The 17,827-nt window shown below is 71.5% G+C and carries 16 protein-coding genes, 1 tRNA gene and 1 pseudogene; 7 read left to right on the top strand and 11 right to left on the bottom strand.

The features are described from left to right. Positions 1–2 precede the first annotated feature (2 nt). On the top strand, positions 3–662 hold the full coding sequence (locus tag Sm713_RS16960; protein WP_212910441.1) for an O-methyltransferase: 660 nt from the start codon (positions 3–5) through the stop codon (positions 660–662). 30 nt (positions 663–692) lie between these two features. On the opposite strand, the gene Sm713_RS16965 is transcribed toward Sm713_RS16960, so the two are convergent. The 6 genes from Sm713_RS16965 to Sm713_RS16990 form a co-directional block, all read right to left on the bottom strand. Next, the gene (locus Sm713_RS16965) at positions 693–911 is read right to left on the bottom strand and encodes a zinc ribbon domain-containing protein (protein ID WP_212910442.1); all 219 of its coding nucleotides are present in this window, start codon (positions 909–911) and stop codon (positions 693–695) included. Between the two features lie 226 nt (positions 912–1,137). Next, positions 1,138–2,151, bottom strand: a complete 1,014-nt coding sequence (locus Sm713_RS16970; protein ID WP_212910443.1) for a sugar kinase — start codon at positions 2,149–2,151, stop codon at positions 1,138–1,140. Further along, positions 2,148–2,768 carry a bifunctional 4-hydroxy-2-oxoglutarate aldolase/2-dehydro-3-deoxy-phosphogluconate aldolase gene (locus Sm713_RS16975; protein WP_212910444.1) on the bottom strand — a complete coding sequence of 207 codons (621 nt, stop codon included), beginning with the start codon at positions 2,766–2,768 and terminating at the stop codon, positions 2,148–2,150. Before Sm713_RS16975 ends, Sm713_RS16970 begins: the two co-directional genes overlap by 4 nt. Before the next feature lie 130 nt (positions 2,769–2,898). Further along, positions 2,899–4,044, bottom strand: a complete 1,146-nt coding sequence (gene dgoD / locus Sm713_RS16980) for a galactonate dehydratase (RefSeq protein ID WP_212910445.1) — start codon at positions 4,042–4,044, stop codon at positions 2,899–2,901. Positions 4,045–4,273: 229 nt separating this feature from the next. Then, a complete protein-coding gene (locus Sm713_RS16985; protein ID WP_212912066.1) occupies positions 4,274–5,584 on the bottom strand; it encodes a hypothetical protein in 1,311 nt (436 codons plus the stop codon). A 347-nt stretch (positions 5,585–5,931) separates the two neighbouring features. Continuing rightward, on the bottom strand, positions 5,932–6,735 hold the full coding sequence (locus tag Sm713_RS16990; RefSeq protein ID WP_212910446.1) for a DUF4097 family beta strand repeat-containing protein: 804 nt from the start codon (positions 6,733–6,735) through the stop codon (positions 5,932–5,934). A gap of 405 nt (positions 6,736–7,140) precedes the next feature. On the opposite strand from Sm713_RS16990, the gene Sm713_RS16995 reads away from it, so the two are divergent. Continuing rightward, a tRNA-Val gene (locus tag Sm713_RS16995) sits at positions 7,141–7,215 on the top strand. Positions 7,216–7,700: 485 nt separating this feature from the next. Here the strand turns inward: Sm713_RS16995 and Sm713_RS17000 are convergent. Further along, entirely contained in the window at positions 7,701–8,447 is a 747-nt protein-coding gene (locus Sm713_RS17000) for a D-Ala-D-Ala carboxypeptidase family metallohydrolase (protein ID WP_212910447.1), read from the bottom strand. A 393-nt stretch (positions 8,448–8,840) separates the two neighbouring features. Then, positions 8,841–9,182: a hypothetical protein gene (locus Sm713_RS17005; RefSeq protein ID WP_212910448.1), complete on the bottom strand. Its 342-nt coding sequence runs from the start codon at positions 9,180–9,182 to the stop codon at positions 8,841–8,843. A 372-nt stretch (positions 9,183–9,554) separates the two neighbouring features. On the opposite strand from Sm713_RS17005, the gene Sm713_RS17010 reads away from it, so the two are divergent. Next, the gene (locus Sm713_RS17010; RefSeq protein WP_212910449.1) at positions 9,555–9,800 is read left to right on the top strand and encodes a DUF2277 domain-containing protein; all 246 of its coding nucleotides are present in this window, start codon (positions 9,555–9,557) and stop codon (positions 9,798–9,800) included. 687 nt (positions 9,801–10,487) lie between these two features. On the opposite strand, the pseudogene Sm713_RS17015 reads toward Sm713_RS17010, so the two are convergent. After that, positions 10,488–11,093: pseudogene (locus Sm713_RS17015) on the bottom strand (DedA family protein); the annotation flags it as partial. A 286-nt stretch (positions 11,094–11,379) separates the two neighbouring features. Between Sm713_RS17015 and Sm713_RS17020 the strand changes: the two are divergent. Beyond that, entirely contained in the window at positions 11,380–11,943 is a 564-nt protein-coding gene (locus tag Sm713_RS17020; protein WP_374195994.1) for a superoxide dismutase family protein, read from the top strand. Positions 11,944–12,380: 437 nt separating this feature from the next. On the opposite strand, the gene Sm713_RS17025 is transcribed toward Sm713_RS17020, so the two are convergent. Then, entirely contained in the window at positions 12,381–12,845 is a 465-nt protein-coding gene (locus Sm713_RS17025; protein WP_212910451.1) for a DoxX family protein, read from the bottom strand. Between the two features lie 184 nt (positions 12,846–13,029). On the opposite strand from Sm713_RS17025, the gene Sm713_RS17030 reads away from it, so the two are divergent. Then, a complete protein-coding gene (locus tag Sm713_RS17030; protein ID WP_212910452.1) occupies positions 13,030–13,983 on the top strand; it encodes an IS481 family transposase in 954 nt (317 codons plus the stop codon). 1,040 nt (positions 13,984–15,023) lie between these two features. Here Sm713_RS17030 and Sm713_RS17035 read toward each other — a convergent pair. Continuing rightward, on the bottom strand, positions 15,024–15,692 hold the full coding sequence (locus tag Sm713_RS17035) for an HNH endonuclease family protein (protein ID WP_212910453.1): 669 nt from the start codon (positions 15,690–15,692) through the stop codon (positions 15,024–15,026). Between the two features lie 561 nt (positions 15,693–16,253). Between Sm713_RS17035 and Sm713_RS17040 the strand changes: the two genes are divergently transcribed. Continuing rightward, the gene (locus Sm713_RS17040) at positions 16,254–16,838 is read left to right on the top strand and encodes a TMEM165/GDT1 family protein (protein ID WP_212910454.1); all 585 of its coding nucleotides are present in this window, start codon (positions 16,254–16,256) and stop codon (positions 16,836–16,838) included. A gap of 279 nt (positions 16,839–17,117) precedes the next feature. After that, positions 17,118–17,780 (top strand): HAD-IA family hydrolase, encoded by a 663-nt coding sequence (locus Sm713_RS17045; protein WP_212910455.1) that lies wholly within the window; start codon positions 17,118–17,120, stop codon positions 17,778–17,780. The last annotated feature ends 47 nt before the right edge of the window (positions 17,781–17,827 follow it).

Here is a 17,827-nt window from a genome sequence, read left to right on the forward strand (position 1 = left end):
ACATGACGAGGAACAACACCACTCAGCTGACCGAGGAGCTGTACTCCTACATGCTGGGGCACAATCCGCCGCTGGACCCGGTGCAGCGCATGCTCGTGGACGTCACGCACACGGAGCTTCCCCTCGAGGCGGGCAAGCAGGTGGCGCAGGAGCAGGGCCCACTCCTCGCGTTTCTGGTACGCCTGACGGGAGCACGCAAGGTCGTCGAGGTAGGGACGTTCACCGGACTCTCCGCACTCTCCATGGCGCAGGCGCTGCCAGCGGATGGCACCCTGCTGACCTGCGACATCTCAGAGGAGTGGACCGAGCACGCCCGGACAGCCTGGGCGAAGGCAGGAGTGGCGGACCGCGTCGAGCTGCGTATCGGTGATGCGCGGGAGACCCTGGCGAGTCTTCCGGAGGAGCCGGCCTTCGACATGGCGTTCATCGATGCCGACAAGGTCAACTACATCGCGTACTGGGAGGCACTGATACCCCGGATGCGCCAGGGAGGGCTCCTGGTTGTGGACAACGTCTTCTTCCACGGCGGCGTCACCGACCCCGAGGCCACCGGGAGCGCCGCGGCGATCAAGGAGTTCAACGATCACGTGGACCGGGACCAGCGAGTGGAAGCGGTGATGGTGGCCGTGGCAGACGGTCTGACCCTCGCCCGAAAGAAGTAGCGTCATCCGGAGAGGAGAACGGGTTGCGGCTCAGCTGCAGCAGCCTCCACCGCAGCAACCGCCGCCCCCGCCTCCACCAGTCGCGCCGCGTGTGGCGGTGGCCGTGCCGCCGACAGCGACGGTCGACAGCAGCTTCACCGTGTCGTCGTGGCCGGCCGGGCACGTGGCGGGGGCAGAGGACTCAGCCATCGGACGGTTCAGCTCAAAGGTGTCGCCGCAGCTACGGCAGCGGTACTCATAGCGAGGCATGAGCACAGGTTAACCGGCGAGAGGGGAGCGTGGCAGAGCACCTCGCGGAAACCTGTCCGCGCACGGAAGCGTTCTCGGGCGGATGGGTGCCGGCGGGGTCAGAGATACAGGCCGGCGCGTCGTCTGACCCGCAGGGGACACGGTCAGCGCTCCGAGGTCCATGTTTGGCCCCGGGGTGCCCGCGGAGCCTGACCGCACATCGGGCAGTCGCCGGGGGCGCAGCGGGTCATCGGACGACGGTTCCTGCCCTGCTGCCGAGAAGTCCGAGCTCCGACCGGGTCGGGGCCCCTTCCCAGTCGCCCGGTGAGGCGACGGCGAAGGCACCGGTGGTGACTGCCCTGTCGAGGCGGGCTGATGTGTCCTCGCCGTCCAGCAGTGCGGAGAGGTAGCCGGCGACAAAGGCGTCACCGGCGCCCACCGAGTCCACGGCCCTCACGGGCCGGGCAGGGCGATGGAACTCGCCGTGCGCTGTGTGGGAGACGGCGCCTTCGGGGCCGAGTTTCACCACGACCTCGCCGACACCTCGGGCGAGGAGGAGCTTGGCCAGGGCCGCCACGTCGGCCGTGCTGTCCGACGGCGCGCCGCCCTGGGGCAGGCAGAGCGGTAGCTCGTCGTCGGAGGCGATGAGCACATCGACATGGGGAACGCAGACGTCGAGAAAGGCGGAGGCCGCCTCGGCACTCCACAGACGGGAGCGGAAGTTGACATCCAGACAGATGAGGCTGCCGTGGGCGCGGCCCAGTTCCAGAGCACGCCGGGCCGCGGCAAGGGCGGAAGAGCTCAGGGCCGGGGTGATACCTGTCAGATGGAGGATTCGGGGAGCGCGAGCGGCGAATGCGCGCTCGATGGCGTTCGGTTCGAGCCGGGAGCCGGCGGAGGCCGCCCGGTAGTAGTGGACGCGGGTGACGTCGGGCAGCCTCGGTTCGAAGAGGATCAGCCCGGTGGGGGCACTCGCATCATGCTGCACGCCGGTGACGTCGACGCCCTCCGCCCGGAGCGTGCGCAGCACGAGTTCACCGGCTTCGTCGTCGCCGACCGTGCCCACCCAGCGGACCGGGTGGCCAAGCCGGGACAGGCCGATGGCGACGTTGGACTCGGCCCCGGCGATGGACACCTCCATCGAGCCGCCCAGCTTCAGAGGGCCGCTGCCGCGCAGGGCGACCATGGTCTCGCCGAAGGTGAGCACATCGCCCCCGGTATCCGGGGCGACGGCAGGCTCCTGCGCCCGTTCCGTGGTCATCCGCACACCGCCCGGAACTCCGCGGCCCGCTTGCGCAAGGCGGCCAGATCACCGCCGTCAGCGGCATCCCCCACCAGGGGTGATCCCACGCCGACCGCCGTGGCGCCCAGGACGAGGTACTCCTTCGCGGCGGAGACGTCCACGCCGCCGACCGGCACGAACGGCACATCGGGAAACGGCCCTTGCAGGGCCTTGAGATAGGAAGGGCCACCGACGGTGGACGCAGGAAAGATCTTCAGAGCGGTTGCGCGCGCGGCGCGAGCGGCGATCACTTCGGTGGGGGTCAGCACGCCAGCGAGCACCGGCACCCCGAGACGCAGTGATTCGTCCACACCGGGACCGAGCCCCGGGGTCACCACGAGGTTCGCGCCGGCCTCCACGGCCTGGCCGGCGTCCTCCGAGGTGAGCACGGTACCCGCGCCGAGCCAGGCTTCGGAGCCCAGTTCCGACCGCGCGCGCCGGATGACGTCCAGCGCGCCGGCGCCGCTGAGCGAGACCTCCACGAGCGGAATGCCCGACTCGGCCAGAGCCATCACCGTCCGGAACGACGCATCCGCGTCCGAGCCGCGGACGATGGCGACCAGCCGCTGCTGCCGCAGCGCAGTGGTGAAATCCATGTTCCTACTTCCTTCTCGGGGAGACGATCTTCCTTCCACCGGATGCGGTCTGCCGGCTCCTCGGGGTGGCGGAGCGCCGAGAACGAGGCGGCGGATCGGGCACGCGGACGAGATGGGGATGGGGTCTCGGTCACCACTCGGCGAACGAACCGTCGTCGTGCCGCCACACCGGGTTCCGCCAGGCATGCCCCTTGCGGTCGGCCGCCCGGACCGCCGCCTCGTCCACCTCCACGCCGAGGCCGGGCCGGTCAGTGCGCAGCAGCGAGCCGGACTCGAAGCGGAACGGCTCGGGATCGGCGACGTAGTCGAGCAGTTCGGCTTCCTTGTTGTAGTGGATGCCGATCGACTGCTCCTGGATGAGGAAGTTGGGGGTGGTGAAGGCCACCTGAAGACTCGCGGCGAGGGCGACGGGGCCCAGCGGGCAGTGGGGCGCGATCTGAGCTCCGTACGCCTCCGCGAGTGCTGCGATGCGCCGGAGCTCCGAGATGCCGCCGGCGTGCGAGATATCCGGCTGCACCACGGCGACTCCCGCTTGCAGCGGAGCCAGGAACTCCTGCCGTGTGAAGAGGCGTTCACCGAGTGCAAGGGGGATATTGGACGCGTTCACCAGGTCGGACACGGCGTGCATCTGGTCGGAGAGCACGGGCTCCTCGACGAAGAAGGGGCCGAAGTCGGCGAGCAGTGGCAGCAGGCGGCGCGCGTTGGCGGGAGAGACGCGGCCATGGAAGTCGAGTGCGAAGTCCCGGGAATCGCCGAGAACTTCCCGGGCGGTCTCGGCCCGCAGGACGCAGGCGCGAATGTCGGCACGCGAGGCGAGTGCCGTCATACGCCCGCTGCCGTTCATCTTCACCGCGGTGAAACCGGCCTCGATCTGAGCGGTGATCGCGTCACGGACCTCCGCCGGCTCGTCACCGCCGACCCACGCATAAGCCCGAATCCGGTCGCGGACGGGACCGCCCAGCAGCTGGTGCACCGGTTGCCCGTAGGCCTTGCCCTTGATGTCCCACAGCGCCTGGTCGAGACCGGCGACAGCGGACGACAGGACGGGACCACCCCGGTAGAAGCCGCCCTTGGTCATCACCTGCCAGTGATCCTCGATCCTCAGCGGATCCTGCCCGACCAGGTACTCCGACAGCGCCTGCACCGCGGCCCGCACCACCTCGGCGCGTCCCTCCACGACCGGCTCGCCCCAGCCGACCAGCCCGTCGTCCGTCTCCACCCGTGCAAAGAGCCAGCGGGGCGGTGCCAGGAAGGTCTCGACACGAGTGATCTTCACTGAGGGATCCCTTCCCCAAGAAGCGGGCGCCATCCGGCGGCCCCGGACAGAGTCCGGATCGTCCCCGCTCCGGGAGGCGGCGGGGGGCGTGCGGATTCTGATGCTGCACCCCAACAGGCTCCCACAAGTTCTCGTTATTTAACAATTAATAGGAGGGGTGCTCGTGATTGAGACGCAAGCGACGGCCCACGTTCTGCGCCGCGCAGGCGCGGGACCGCCGGCCAGGCCATCAGTGGGGGGTGCCGCGATCCTCGCGGATCTGCGAGACCACACGCGTCACCATCTGCCGCACAGCGTCGGTCTCCGTGAGGAAGTGCCAGTAGTCGGGGTGCACGCCCTCGAGCGCGGCGATCGCGCGGTTCAGCCGCGCCACCGAATCGTCGAGCGGCTGCGCGTGACGGGGGTCCGGGGTCTGGCGGTCCGCCATCGCCAGGCGCTGGGCGTCCCGGATGGCGAAACGCGTCCGCTCGATCTCCTGCTGCGGGTCCTTCGCCACGGCGTTCAGCCGCCGCAGCCGTTCCCCGGCCGCCGAGACGGCGTCGTCCGTGGAGTTCAGGAGCGCACGCGCCGTGGAGAGGTGCGAGGTCGCGTCCGGCCAGCGCTGCGCGTCGCGGGCGGTCTGGGCTTCCTTCAGCTTCTGCTCCGCTTGGCGCACGCTCTCCGCGGCGTGCTCCGGCACGTTCTGCAGATCCTGCCAGCAGGCCGCCGTGAAACGCCTGCGCAGCTCGCTGAGGATCGGCGCGACCTGGCCCGCCCGGGTGGTCAGCGCCTCCGCCCGGGTGCGCATCGACACCAGACGGTGGTCGATCTCCGCCGCCTGCTGCGGCAGCCGCTCCGCCTCCGCACGCACGGCTTCGGCCTCGCGCGCGACTAGCTCGGCCCGCTGCAACGTCTCCGGTACGCCATGCCGACCGGCGCCCTCGTTGAGCTTGGTCAGCTCCGGGGCGAGCGCGGCCAGCCGGGCTGCCAGATCATCCGCGCCCAGGCCGGACTCGCGGGCGGTGTCCAGCCCGTCGCTCGCCGCACGCAGCGCCTGCCGGGCCCGCTCGACACTCGGGGCGACGCGGGCCAACTGCGTCTCCGCCTTGTCGAGCACCGGCCCGAGCCCCTGCGAGAACCGGTCGAGATCCTGTTTGGTCCGGATCAGCTCGTCCTTGGCCTGGGTCAGCTCGGTCCTGGCAGCGGTCGCGGACGCGGTGTCCAGGCCATCGCGGTCGAGATCGTGGGCGTCGACGGCGGTGATGTACCGGTGGCTGACGTCGTCGATGCGGCGCCCCAGCTCGGCGAAGTCCGAGACCACACGCCGGGCCGCGGGGGAGTCGTCGACCGCGGTGATCGTCTCGATGGAGATCCGCAGATCCCGCTGGGCGGTGTCGAGCTCGTAGAACGCGGCAGCGGCGGCGTCCTTGGCGGCCTGGGCCTCGGCACGCTGGCTCTCGGCCCGCCCTCCGAACCACCGCCTCGTGCCGCCTCCCGTGAAGGTCGCGGGCAGTGCCGCCGCCACGACCAGCGGCACGGGCAGCAGCACGAGGGTCAGCAGGTCACGGGCGGCGCTGCGGTGCGATGCAGGTACGGGACCCCCGGTCCCGAGGCGATCGGTCGCCGCGCCGGGGGTCTCACTGCGCGGAGGGAGAGACGGGCGGTCGTCGGCGCACGGGAGGGACCGGTCCGTGGAACCCCCGATGGGCCGGCGGGAGCGGGGCGTGCGCAGGAAGGACTCCAACCCCCGCAGAACCCCGCTGAGGCCATGGCGGCGAGGGCGCAGTCCATCCGGCGCATTCGACGCGTACGGCTGCGTAGGTGTCGCCGTCACATGCCTCTCCTGTGCTGTCGTCCGCTCTGCCCGGTGTCATTGTCCCACCGGTTGAGGACGAACACACAGGCCCATTAGTTCGCGCTTCGCAGGGTGACTTTGCCGTTCTGGGAGTGTGCGGAAACCTGGTGCGGGCTGTGGTCGTCGCGGGGGACGTCGATCTCCTTGCCGCCGTCGGTTGTGGTGACGGTCACTTTGTAGGCGATGGGAGACCCGTCGGCGCCGGAACGGGGCAGGGTGATCTCGGTCGAGCCGTCCTCGCTGCGGGTGGTGACCTCGTCGGGGACGCGGCGCAGCCCGAGCTTGATGCTGCCGTTCTTGGTGACGGCGTGCACCTGGTGCCCGGTGATGCCGCCGGCGGCCACCGAGCCGTCCTCGCTCTGCATGTCAAGGGGCCCGGAGCAGTCCTCGGCGCGCACCGAGCCGTTCGCGGTCACGACCTTCAGCGCCGTGCCGATGCCGCGAGCCGACACGCTTCCGTCCTCGTTGCGGATGTGCACGGCGGCATCCCGGGGGACCTCCACGCGGTACCGGGCGGAGCAGTCGGCCACCATGCCGGAGCACTTCATGCGCAGGGTGAGGCGGTCGTCGTGCCACTGCCAGGAGGCGGAGGGGCTGCCCCCGAGGACCACCCGCCCCTTGAACCATCGAGTGACCCGCACCTGACGGCCGTCCACCGGCACCACTTCCACTGCCGAGTTCTCGGAGTCGACGGTGAGGGTCGGGCCGTGCAGCGTGAACGCGCGCTTCTCCGGATGGTCGTCGCCCCCGGCGTCGGCCGTACATCCGCCCACCAAGCAGACAAGGGCCACGACACAGGCGGCGGCGAGCCAACGGGCGGCCCCGCGGCGTGGACGGCGGACACGGGTGGTGGTCATGGTGATCCCCTCGGGTGGAGCCGCGAATCGGTGAATCCGATTTCCTGGTTTATCTGCCTAATTGTGTAGGCGGGTGAAGTGGGGGAGAGGGTGGAATGGTGGAACGGGTGCGTCGGTCGGGCTCGCCGGGTGCGCCTGGCGAGGTGAACGGGGGGCGGGCGGCGCCGGCGCACCGAGTCCTGCCGCCGCCGGCCGGAGACCGACTGCCCGCTCCTGTTCCGCGCCCCCTCCCGCGGCCGGCCCGCCCCCATGGGCCGCCGCCGAACACTGCGACCGTACGGAACCCGGAGGTTCCGGGGGATCCGGCTCGCTACCGCATTCGTTGGGGGGATAACCCCCCGCCGAGGCGTGTATACGGGTTTGCGAGGCAGGGCCGCGGGCAGGGTAGGCTGTCGCATCAGCCCCGGGCGCGTAGCTCAGTGGTAGAGCGCTGCCCTTACAAGGCAGATGTCGGCGGTTCGAAACCGTCCGCGCCCACCAGCTTGCGGCGTGAGGAAGGCCCAGTCAGCCGGTTCGAGTCCGGCGCCTGGGCCTTTGTCTTGCGGGGCTTTGAGGGGGGCCGCGCCACCTACGTGGTGAGTGGGCTCGTCGCGCGGTCCCTGAACGGTCTGGTCGTTGACGTGGGCGGCGATGTTCTGGGCGCCGCCGGTTCCGGCGAGGACAGGTGCTGTGCGCATCGGCTCTCGTGCGCGCATGAGGGTTTTCGGGGCCGGGCGGGCGGGCCGGCGGTTCTGTGTCGGAGGGCCCCAACCGGCTGAAGGACAACGGTTACATGTCCGACCGTCTGGGGCAGGTGGCGTCTGTATGGCCGGGCTCGTGGACCACCATCTGAACCCCGACGTTCCGGCGGACCAGCGGTACTCCGACCGATCACCGGGAGAGTGGGCGTACCGGTTCCTGCGCACGCCGGAGGCCCAGGTCGGCGGCGTCGCCGTCGACCTGGGCCGATTGCGTACCGACGGGCGTCAGATGGTGCCGTCCTGCCACCACCAGGCCCGGCCGAGGTCGGCGCGGCTGTCCACGTGCTGGTGGTCCTCGGTGTACGTCTCCAGACCGGAGAAGCCGCAGGTCTCGGCCTTCTGGTAGACGGTGCGGTTGGACACGCCGGGGACGTTGAGGTCGGCGGCCGTGCCGTACAGGTGCATGCTGTCGCTGGCGCCGCCCACCTCGGCGTTGTGCGCGATGCTGCGGAAGCCGGAGTTGACCGTGATGGGGACGTTGCCCAGCTTCTTGCGCAGCGCCTCCAGTTTGTACATCGCTCGCCGCGCGTTCTCCTTGGTGGCGGCCGTGCTCAGCTTGCCGCCGGCGAACGTGCCGCTGACGCGGTCGGTGAACTCGCTGAAGTTGAAGTGCACCGTGGAGCCGTCCGACTGTTCCAGCGCGTTGAGCTGTCCCTGCGTCGCGGGACCGGCGCTTCCGTCGACGGCGAGACCGTAGGCCGACTGGAACCGGCGTACCGCGGCGGCGGTGCCCGGGCCGAACTCTCCGTCGATGGCCACGCGCGTCTGGCTCGGGCTGTCCGCGGCCCAGCCCGCGATTCTTATCTGGAGTTCGGTCACATCCGCGCCGGTCGCCCCCTGGTTGAGCGTGCGTGTCCAGCCGTAGGCCTGGGCGACTCCCGACAGCAGCGTCGGGCCGAGCGCGACACCGGCGCCGGCGGCCAGTGCGCCTCGGAGGGCGGTGCGGCGGTCGAAAGAGCGGGAAGAGATCATCTTCGGCTTCGTCCTCTCACGAGCGTGTCCTTGGCGGGTCCGTTCGAGGTCCGTGACGGTCCAGGGACGTGGCCGGTCCGGGAGGGGCCGTGGCGGATCCTCCCGGGTGGGTCCCGGTGCGGGCCTGCCGGGCCCGCGGGGCCCGCGGGGCCCGTCGGGTCCTCTGGTCGATCGGGTCCGTCGAGGTCCAAGAACGGTGGTCGGTCGAGCTCCGTCAGGGTCGGTGGGGCTCGACCTGCGCCAGTGTCATGGGCATGAGGCTCGTGGGGAAGGGCGTCTCACCGGTTTCCTGCCTCGCCCCACTTCCCGCCTCCTGGCGGTTCCCGACCCTTCTCGGACCGTTCTCCCCTCGGACCTCTGGTCCGCTGGTCTGTCCCGAGGTGCTCTCGGCCCTCAGTCCTCCCCGGCGCGCGGCGGCGGAGTGTGCTTCAGGGCCATGCGGGCCTCGACCCGGTCGCCTGCGGGGAGGTCGGACCAGTAGCGGTGGCAGGTGACGAAGACGGCGAGTTCGCGTTCGCGCTCACGGAGCTTCTCCACCTCGGCCTGCTCGTCCTCGGTCCAGCCCGGGGAGGCGGGGCGCTCTATCTTGCGCCAGCCGCCGTCGTCGCTGAAGCCGTCCAGGGGTTCCACCGACCATGGGAGCCGCTTCAGCAGGGCAAGAAGCTCGGCCCGTACCTGGTGCAGCTCCTCCTGACCTGCGCGGAGATCGCTCGGAAAGTCATGAGTCGCAGCCACGCCGCAATGCTACGCCTGTTCGATTTTGTGATGCGAGTTTCTTCCGGTGCCGTTCGCGCGTCGCGTCGCGTCGGCGGTCGCGGTCGCGGTCGCCGACGCGGTGTCAGGTGGTTGTCGCGTTGCGTGGTCGTTGCGTTGCATGGCCGTCGCGTTGCATGGTCGCCCTGGACCGGTCCGCGGGTGAGCGCCGGCTCGGGGCGGTCTCCGGAGCCGGGTCGGCCGGGTGGGCCTTCTGCTCCGGTCCGGGGGCCGACGTGCCGCCCGGTCTGGGGGCGGCGGTGTAGCACGGGGCGCGGGCGCGATGGGCGCGATGAGTTCGATTCGGCCCGGGGAGGGTGGGGCCCCGGCGGAAGGGTGAGAGACACTGTCCGTATGTGCCGAAGCATCAAGACTCTGCGCCCGCCCGCGCTGCCCGAAGAGGCCACCGAGGACGAGATCCGGGCGGCGGCGTTGCAGTACGTACGCAAGGTGTCCGGGTTCCGGGCGCCGGCTGCCCACAACCGCGAGGTGTTCGACCGGGCCGTCGACGCCGTCGCTCTCGCCACCGCCGAACTTCTCGGCGGTCTTGAGGTGCGCGGCAGCCGGCCGGCGGTCGCCGAGGCCGCCGGAGCCGCCTGACCTGCGGACGCCCGCCCTGCGGACGCTCGGGCCCGTGCCGCTGAGGCCACCGACCCGGCCGGCGCGCGGCGCCCTGCCACTTGCATATCAGCCCCCGACTCCGCGGCGGGTGCGCGGCAGCCGACCGGTTTCGCGACGGTTCGGCCGCCGGCCACCGGCCGCTACCCGAGATGCCGGGCTACCAGCGGGCACCAGGGGGTGTCTCGCCACTGGCCGACCTCGCGGGACCGCGGGCACCGCCCCGCCCCCCGGCGCCACAGCTCATCGAACCCGCTGACCGCCGCTGCGGGTACCGCCCCGCCGCCCGGTACCGCGGTCATCGCCCCGCCGTCCCGCTCGACGCGCCCCGCGCCTCGCCGTCGGCGCCGCCGCGGAAGCACCGCCCACGGCTGTCCTCGCCGCCGCGGAACCGGCCCTCGCGGAGCCCGCACCCGGGGTCCCTGACCCCGCTCCTGCCGTATCGGAACCCTCCGAACGCTCCGAACGCTCCGAGCTCTCCGAACGATCCGAGCCCTCCGAACGCTCCGAACCCTCCGAACTCCCTGAACCCTTGGAATCCGCCCCGGAACTCGCCCCCGCCGCCCCCGAGCCCGCCGCATCCGTCCCGGAGCCCGCCCCCGCGCCCCCGGCACCCCCCGCGCCGAAGACCACCCCCGCAGTCGCCCCGGAACTCGCCGCCGCCCCGTCCGCGGGCCGTCGCATCACGTACCCCGCGCCGGCGCCCGCCGCGAACAGTGCGAGGACCGAGACCGCCGTGGCGACCCACGTGGTACCCAGCCACTCGCCGCCGAAGTAGCCGAGGGCGACGCTGTATCCGGCCCAGGCCAGGCCCGCCAGGGCGGACCAGGGCAGGAACTCGCGCACCTTGCGGTGGGCGGCGCCCGCACCCAGCGAGACGACCGACCGGCCCGCCGGCGCGAACCGGGCGAGCACCACGAGCACGCCGCCGCCCCGGGAGAGCGCGGCTCCGAGCCGTTCCTGGGCCGCGGCCAGCCGCCGGGAGCGGCCGATCGTGCGGGCCAGCCGCTCGCCGCCCTGCCGGGCCAGGCCGTACGCGACCATGTCGCCCAGCACCGACGCCGTCGCAGCCGAAAGGATCAGGAAGAGGATGTCGGGCACATCGTGCGGCACCCGTCCCGTCGACGCCTGCGAACCGGCCGCCGCGGCGGTGGCGGCGGTGATCACGAGAACGCCGCTGGGCAGCACCGGCACGAACACGTCCAGCAGCACGGAGAGGGCCACCACCGCATAGATCCATGGGCTGCCGGTCAGCGACCCCAGACTCTCCAGCACGCGAACTCCCCCGTACACAAGGCACGCCGCGAGGTCGCGGGAGGCGGCACGGGCCGGCGCGTTGACAGCCATACAGCGTACGCGTCCATGCGGGACGCAGTCCCTTTAGGGGTGCGTGATGATGGTCATGTCACCAGAAGCGCACCAGAGCACCACGTTCACCCATTTGCCGCATCCGATTCGGCGCGCGCCGCCGCGGTCGCGTAGCAACTACTCATACGACGCGACTGATTGCCCATGACGAAGTCGCGCCCTAGACGAGGAGCGGAACGCGATGATGGCAGGGATGCTTGCCGGTGCCATGGCGGCCGTGTTGGCGGCCGCGAGTGGCGTGCCGGCCGGTGGGGGCGGCGGGACGAGTGGAGGAGACTCCTTCGAGTTGCGGACGGTGGCGCACTTCTCGCCGCCGTCCGGGACGGTTCCGTCGAATGCTCTGACCTACGACAGGAACCTCGTGCCCCCGGGCACCCGGATCGAGGTCCAGCAGAACAGCGACAGGCGGGGGACGACGGTCAGTCTGCACGTGTCCGGGGTGCGGGCGGGGCACGCGTTCGGCGTGCACGTACACACCAAGCCCTGCGCCGCGGACCCGGCCGCGGCAGGCGGCCACTACCAGAACCGTGTCGACCCCGTACAACCCTCGACCGACCCCGCATACGTCAACGCGCAGAACGAGGTGTGGCTCGATTTCACCGCGGACACGCGCGGCAAGGGTGAGGCGCGGGCCCACCACACCTGGGGATTCCGCAGCGGCCAGGCACGTTCGGTCGTCCTGCACGACGAGCCGGGCACGAAGGGTGCCAGGGTCGCCTGTCTGACGGTGCCGTTCGGGGCGGTCGGCGGCGGGTGAGGCCGGACCCGGGTGGCCCGGGTCCGGCCGTACGGGATCCGGACCGGCCCGTCTGAGAGCGGTACGTCTGGGAGCGGTACGGCGACGGCAGTCGTACGACCGGCGCCGGCGCCCACCCTCGAAAGGCCGGCGAAGGCGCCCACCCTCGAAAGGGGGTGGGCGCCTTCACCTGCGTGCGGCCCGGGCGCCGGCGCCGGCCCCGGTCCTGGGCCGCAGATCGTGGGCCCACATTCGGTGCGGTTCTCGGGCCACGGCCTTCGGGCTACGGAGTTCGGGCCTCGGCCTTCGGGCTATAGCGCTCGGGCCACGGCCTTCGGGCTACGGAGCTCGGGCCACGACCTTCGCGCTACAGAGCTCGGGCCACGACCTTCGGGCCACAGCCCTCGGGCCACGACCTCCGGGCCACAGCCCTCGGGTTGCGGCTCTCGGGCCGAAGGTCACGCTGTGACCGGCTCCTGCTCGCCGGCAGGGCTGGCCTGCTCGCCGGCCTGGTCGGCCCGGCCGCCGCGCCCGCCGCCGGTCCTCAACAGCCGGTCGACGGCGAACGCCCCGGAGCCCGTGAAGACCAGCAGGAGCAGCGCCCAGCAGAACATGGCCGCGGGCTCGCCGCCGTTCTGGATCGGCAGCAGCGCATGGGGCTGGTGGACCTTGAAGTACGCGAAGGCCATCGACCCCGACGCGACGAACGCCGCGGGCCTGGTGCAGAGGCCGACGAAGACGAGGACACCGGCGGCGAGCTGGATGAGGGCCGCGTACCAGCCGGGCCAGGCACCGGCGGGCTGGCTAGGCCCGCCGAAGGCGCCGAACAGCGTGCTGGCGCCGTGGCAGGCGAAGAGCAGGCCGACGACGATGCGGAACAGCCCGATGGCGTACGGGCGCGTGCTGTCGAGGCGTCCGGACATGGGAGGTGACTCCTTCGGTGTGGGGACGTCGGAAACCGGGGGTGGGACAGCGGAACGGTTGACCTAGGTGTTCTGTCCACGGAGGTTGGTGACGGACGCCACGGCTGAGCGATCTTGAAATAGGTGAGGGCCTTCTGGCTCGGTGTGGATTGCGACATCTGCACCGGCGACCAGAAAGGCCCTCGTGCCCCACCGTAATGCACCCCTGACCGAGACAGGACGACTGCGGCTGGCCCGCTGCGTCGTGGAAGACAACTGGCCCCTGCGCCGGGCCGCGGAACGCTTCCAGGTCTCGCCGACAACGGCACAGCGGTGGGCCGACCGCTACCGCAGGCTCGGCGAGGCGGGCATGACCGACCGCTCCAGCCGCCCGCACGCCAGCCCACGCCAGACGTCGACACGTACCGAGCGGCGGATCATCAAGGTGCGCGTACTGCGCCGCTGGGGCCCCGCACGGATCGCGAGCCTTCTGCGGCTGGCGCCCTCCACCGTGCACCGGGTACTCACCCGCTACGGCCTGGCCCGCCTCACGCATCTGGACCGGGCCACCGGCCGCGTCATACGCCGCTACGAACGCGCCAGGCCCGGCGAGCTCGTCCACGTCGACATCAAGAAGCTCGGCAATATCCCCGACGGTGGCGGCCACAAGATCCTTGGCCGCCAAGCGGGCCGCAAGACCCGCTCCGGCGCCGGCTACAGCTACCTGCACACCGCCGTCGACGACCACTCCCGCCTGGCCTACAGCGAGATTTTCACCGACGAGAAGAAAGAAACCGCCGTCGCCTTCTGGATCCGGGCGCAGGCGTTCTTCGCCTCGTGCGGGATCACCGTCGAGCGCGTGCTGACCGACAACGGCTCCTGCTACAAGTCCCGTCTGTGGCGCGATGCCCTGGCGGCGGCCGGGATCACCCACAAGCGAACCCGGCCCTACCGACCCCAGACGAACGGCAAGGTCGAACGCTTCAACCGCACCCTGCTCGATGAGTGGGCCTACGCCCGCCCTTACCGCTCAGAGCAGGAACGACGCGACGCCTTCCCTGACTGGCTGCACACCTACAATCACCACCGCGGACACACCGCGCTGAAAGGCCAACCACCCGCCAGCCGCGTCCCCAACCTCACAGGGCAATACACCTAGGGCGACCAACGCGAGGTAGGTTAGGTCTACCTAAGTTGTTCTTGCAAGTTCAACAATTGCCATTCCCGGACGCGCATCCGGCGTCGCTCACCGGGTCGCAGGCGCACTGTCCGGCTTCGGAGCGCGGGCAGGGTGGTGCGGGGCCGTGCACGGGGGACATACGCGCACGGACGGGGGTGTGTTCAACGACGGACACGCAATTCGGCCATCGATGCACACGACTGGATGGGGGGATGGGTGAGGCGGCGGACGTGCGGCGGGGCGCGGTGGTGCCGGTACCCGTCGGGCGCTCGGCGCGGCGTGCGGCAGCGGGGCTCGGCGGGGCGACTGGCGTGGGTGGTGCGGCTGGTGCGCGAGCGTGTGTGCGGGATGGGACCAGGGGGCGGCGCTCCGCTTGCCTACGGGCGCGGCGGTCCCGGTGCCGGCGCATGGGTCGGTGTCGGTGCCCAGGTGGCGGACCTGGTCACGTCCTCCGGGATCACCGGCCCCTCCGCCGTTCGAGGGCGGTCCCGAAGGGCGGTTCCCCGGCTCCCGGCCCCGGGTGAGGGGCGATTACGGCCGCGGGAGCCACCGTCCCGCAGGGTGGCCGGGAACGTTCGGGGGGCCAGGGGAATGATCGGTTCGCCGGGGGCGGGAGTGATCGGCTGGGCGGGAGCGAGCGGCCATCTGGATGGGCGGGCGTGACGGGCGGGACGGGCGGGAACGACCCGCGGACCGGACGTCACGTCAACGGCCTCCCGTACCCGCACACGCACCCGTACCCGCACCCGGGATGCCACGCTCCGGCACCCCTCCGGCGCCCTCACGCCCCCGGAAACGCACAAGCCGCCGGCCGGCCGCCGGAACCGGGCTCACACCGGTTCCGGGCGGCCCCGGCGGCTCGTGATGGGGCTGACAGCGCTTCAGGGCGCCGCGGGTCGTGCCAGGGGCTGCGCCGTGGGTCGTGCCATGGCCGTTGTGCGGGGGCCCGCCCGCCACGCCCGGATCCGCCTCGGCGTGGGAGGAAGAGGGTCAGCGCCCCCGCGTGCGGGACAACCGATTCAGCACTCGCTGTTGAGCACCGACTGAAGGGCGCTCTTCTCCGAGGAGTCGACCGTCAGCTTGTAGTAGTGCTTCACCTGGATCCACATCCGGGCATAGGTGCAGTGGTAGGCGGCCCGCGGCGGCAGCCACTCGGCCGGGTCCTGGTCGCTCTTGGACTGGTTGACGTTGTCGGTGACCGCGATCAGTTGGGGGCGGGTCAGGTCGTTGGCGAACGACTGCCGCTGGGCGGTGGTCCAGCTGCTGGCCCCCGAGGTCCAGGCCTCGGCGAGCGGCACGATGTGGTCGATGTCGACGTCGCTGGCGGCGGTCCAGGTGGCGCCGTCGTACTCGGAGTACCAACTGCCGGACGTGGGGTAGCAGTCGGAGCCCTGCTGGATGCCGGTGCCGTCGCGCTTCAGGACGACCTCGCGGGTGTCGCAGCTGCCGGACTGGGTGATCCAGTGGGGGAACTTGTCGCGGCTGTAACCCGACATGGAGCCCTCGGTGGCCACGGTCAGCTCGGACAGGTAGGTGTGGGCGGTGGACACCGCGATCGGGGTGGGTGGGGAGGCCTGGGCGGGCGTGCTGGTCAGCAGGGCGCAGGCGGACACCGTGGCCACGACAGCGCCGAGGGTGCTCAGCCGGCGGCGGGACGTGCCGATTCGACGCGCGTAGACATCGGACATGCAAAACTCCCTTTGTGTGGGGGTAGCGACCGGGTGGGGCTCGGTCAGGGTGGCGCCGCCGGGTTTCCGGAAGGCGGGCACCAGGTAACAGCGTTGCGTCATGGGCACGTCACATCAAGACGTCTGTCGTACTCATGTCCCCAACAGGTGTGCGAGAAGAGGGGAGTTCGCCCCCTATGCCCCAGAGGCGCCCCGGGGAGGCCGCCAGAGATGTCCCCTGGGGCGCCCCGCATGACGTTCCCGGGGGCGCCCCAGGGAGCCCCCCGGCCTCGCGGTCCGGATCCGTCCGGCACCGGGACGCGCGCCCGCCGAGGCCGTGCGTTCCGTCCGTCGCGTAGCATGGGCGGAGCAGAAGGGGAGTAGCTCTTCGCCGGACCGTCGACACACTGCTCGGGACTCCCGAGCCGGCGCCCGGAGGCTGACCGTTCCACCGGTCGGCCAGCGAGACCTTCGGCAAGCAGTGCACGTACACAGCCGTGTGCGGCCGAGTGCGCTGCCGTGCCGGGGTGTCGCGAAGCGCTGTGCACTCTCGGCGGGGCAGCCCCGACCGATTGAGGAACCTTGATCAGCTTCAGCGTGATGGCGCTCGTCTTCGGCGTCATCTTCCTCGCCGAACTGCCCGACAAGACCGCGCTGGCCGGCCTTGTACTGGGTGCGCGGTACCGGGCCTCCTACGTCTTCGCCGGGGTGGCCGCCGCGTTCGCCGTGCACGTGGCGCTGGCCGTGGCGGCGGGCAGCGTGCTCACGCTGCTGCCCGACCGCGTGGTGCACGCGGTGACGGGCGGCCTCTTCCTGGCCGGCGCCGCCGTGCTGCTCCTCCACAAGGGCGAGGGGGGCGAAGAGGAGGTCCGCAAGCCGCGTGACCAGAGCTTCTGGCGGGTGTCCGGTGCGGGCTTCGGGCTCATCCTCGTCGCGGAGTTCGGCGACCTCACCCAGATCATGACCGCCAACCTCGCCGCCCGCTACGGCGATCCGGTGTCGGTCGCCATCGGGGCGGCCCTGGCGCTCTGGGCGGTCGCCGGGATCGGCATCCTCGGGGGCAGGGCGCTGATGCAGCGGGTGCCCATGCGGCTGATCACCAAGGTGGCGGCGCTGGTGATGGCGGCGCTCGGGCTGTGGAGCGTCTACGAGGCGGTGGTGGCCTGAGGGCTCGTGCCGGGGTGCGGCCTGGTGCGGGTTCGGGCCTCGTGCGAGGTCGGGCCAGGTATGGTTCCGGCCCCGTGCGGGCTCGGTGTGGTTCCGGCCCCGTGCGGGCTCGGTGTGGGTTCGGTCCGGTGTGGGTTCGGGCGAGGGTAGCGGTGCCGGGCGTCGTTTTGTATCGTGAGGAAACAAAGTGATCCCGCCCGCTGCCTGACCGGCGGGCGGGACGCTTTGACCTTCGGGGCCCGCCCGTCCCGGAAGACCCTCGTGCTACGGAGCCTGCCGATGACGGTCACCCGTCCCACTCCTCTGACCGCCCGCGCCCTCCTCTTGGACATGGACGGCACCCTCGTGAACTCGGACGCCGTCGTCGAGCGCTGCTGGCGCCGCTGGTCCGCACGGCAGGGCCTGGACGCGGAGGAGGTCCTGAGGGTCGCGCACGGCCGGCAGGGCCACGCGACGATGGCGATCCTGCTCCCGGACCGGCCCCTGGAGGAGAACCTCGCGGACAACGCCCGGTTGCTCGCCGAGGAGACCGCCGACACCGACGGCGTCGTGGAGATCCCCGGCGCAGGTGCGTTCCTCGCGTCCCTCGCCGGACTGCACCACGCGCTGGTGACGTCCGCGGACGTGGCGCTGGCCACCGCCCGGATGGGCGCCTGCGGGCTCGCGATGCCCGCCGTGCGGATCACCGCGGAGTCCGTGGGCGCCAGCAAGCCCGATCCGGAGGGCTTCCTCAAGGGCGCCGCCGAGCTGGGCGTCGACCCGGCCGACTGCGTCGTCTTCGAGGACTCCGGCGCCGGCATCACCGCCGCGCGTGCCGCGGGGATGCGGGTGGTGGGCGTCGGCCCGCGCGCCGGCGAACACGAGCCCACGTTCCTGGTGCGGGACCTCACGGAGGCCCGGGTGGAGGGCGCGGACGGCGAGATCCGGCTGTTCCTGGCGTGACGAGTGCGCCCGTTCTGTTGGGACTGAGGGCCGTGTCCGGGCTGAGG

It is taken from the genome of Streptomyces sp. TS71-3 (assembly GCF_018327685.1).
Taxonomy (GTDB): domain Bacteria; phylum Actinomycetota; class Actinomycetes; order Streptomycetales; family Streptomycetaceae; genus Streptomyces.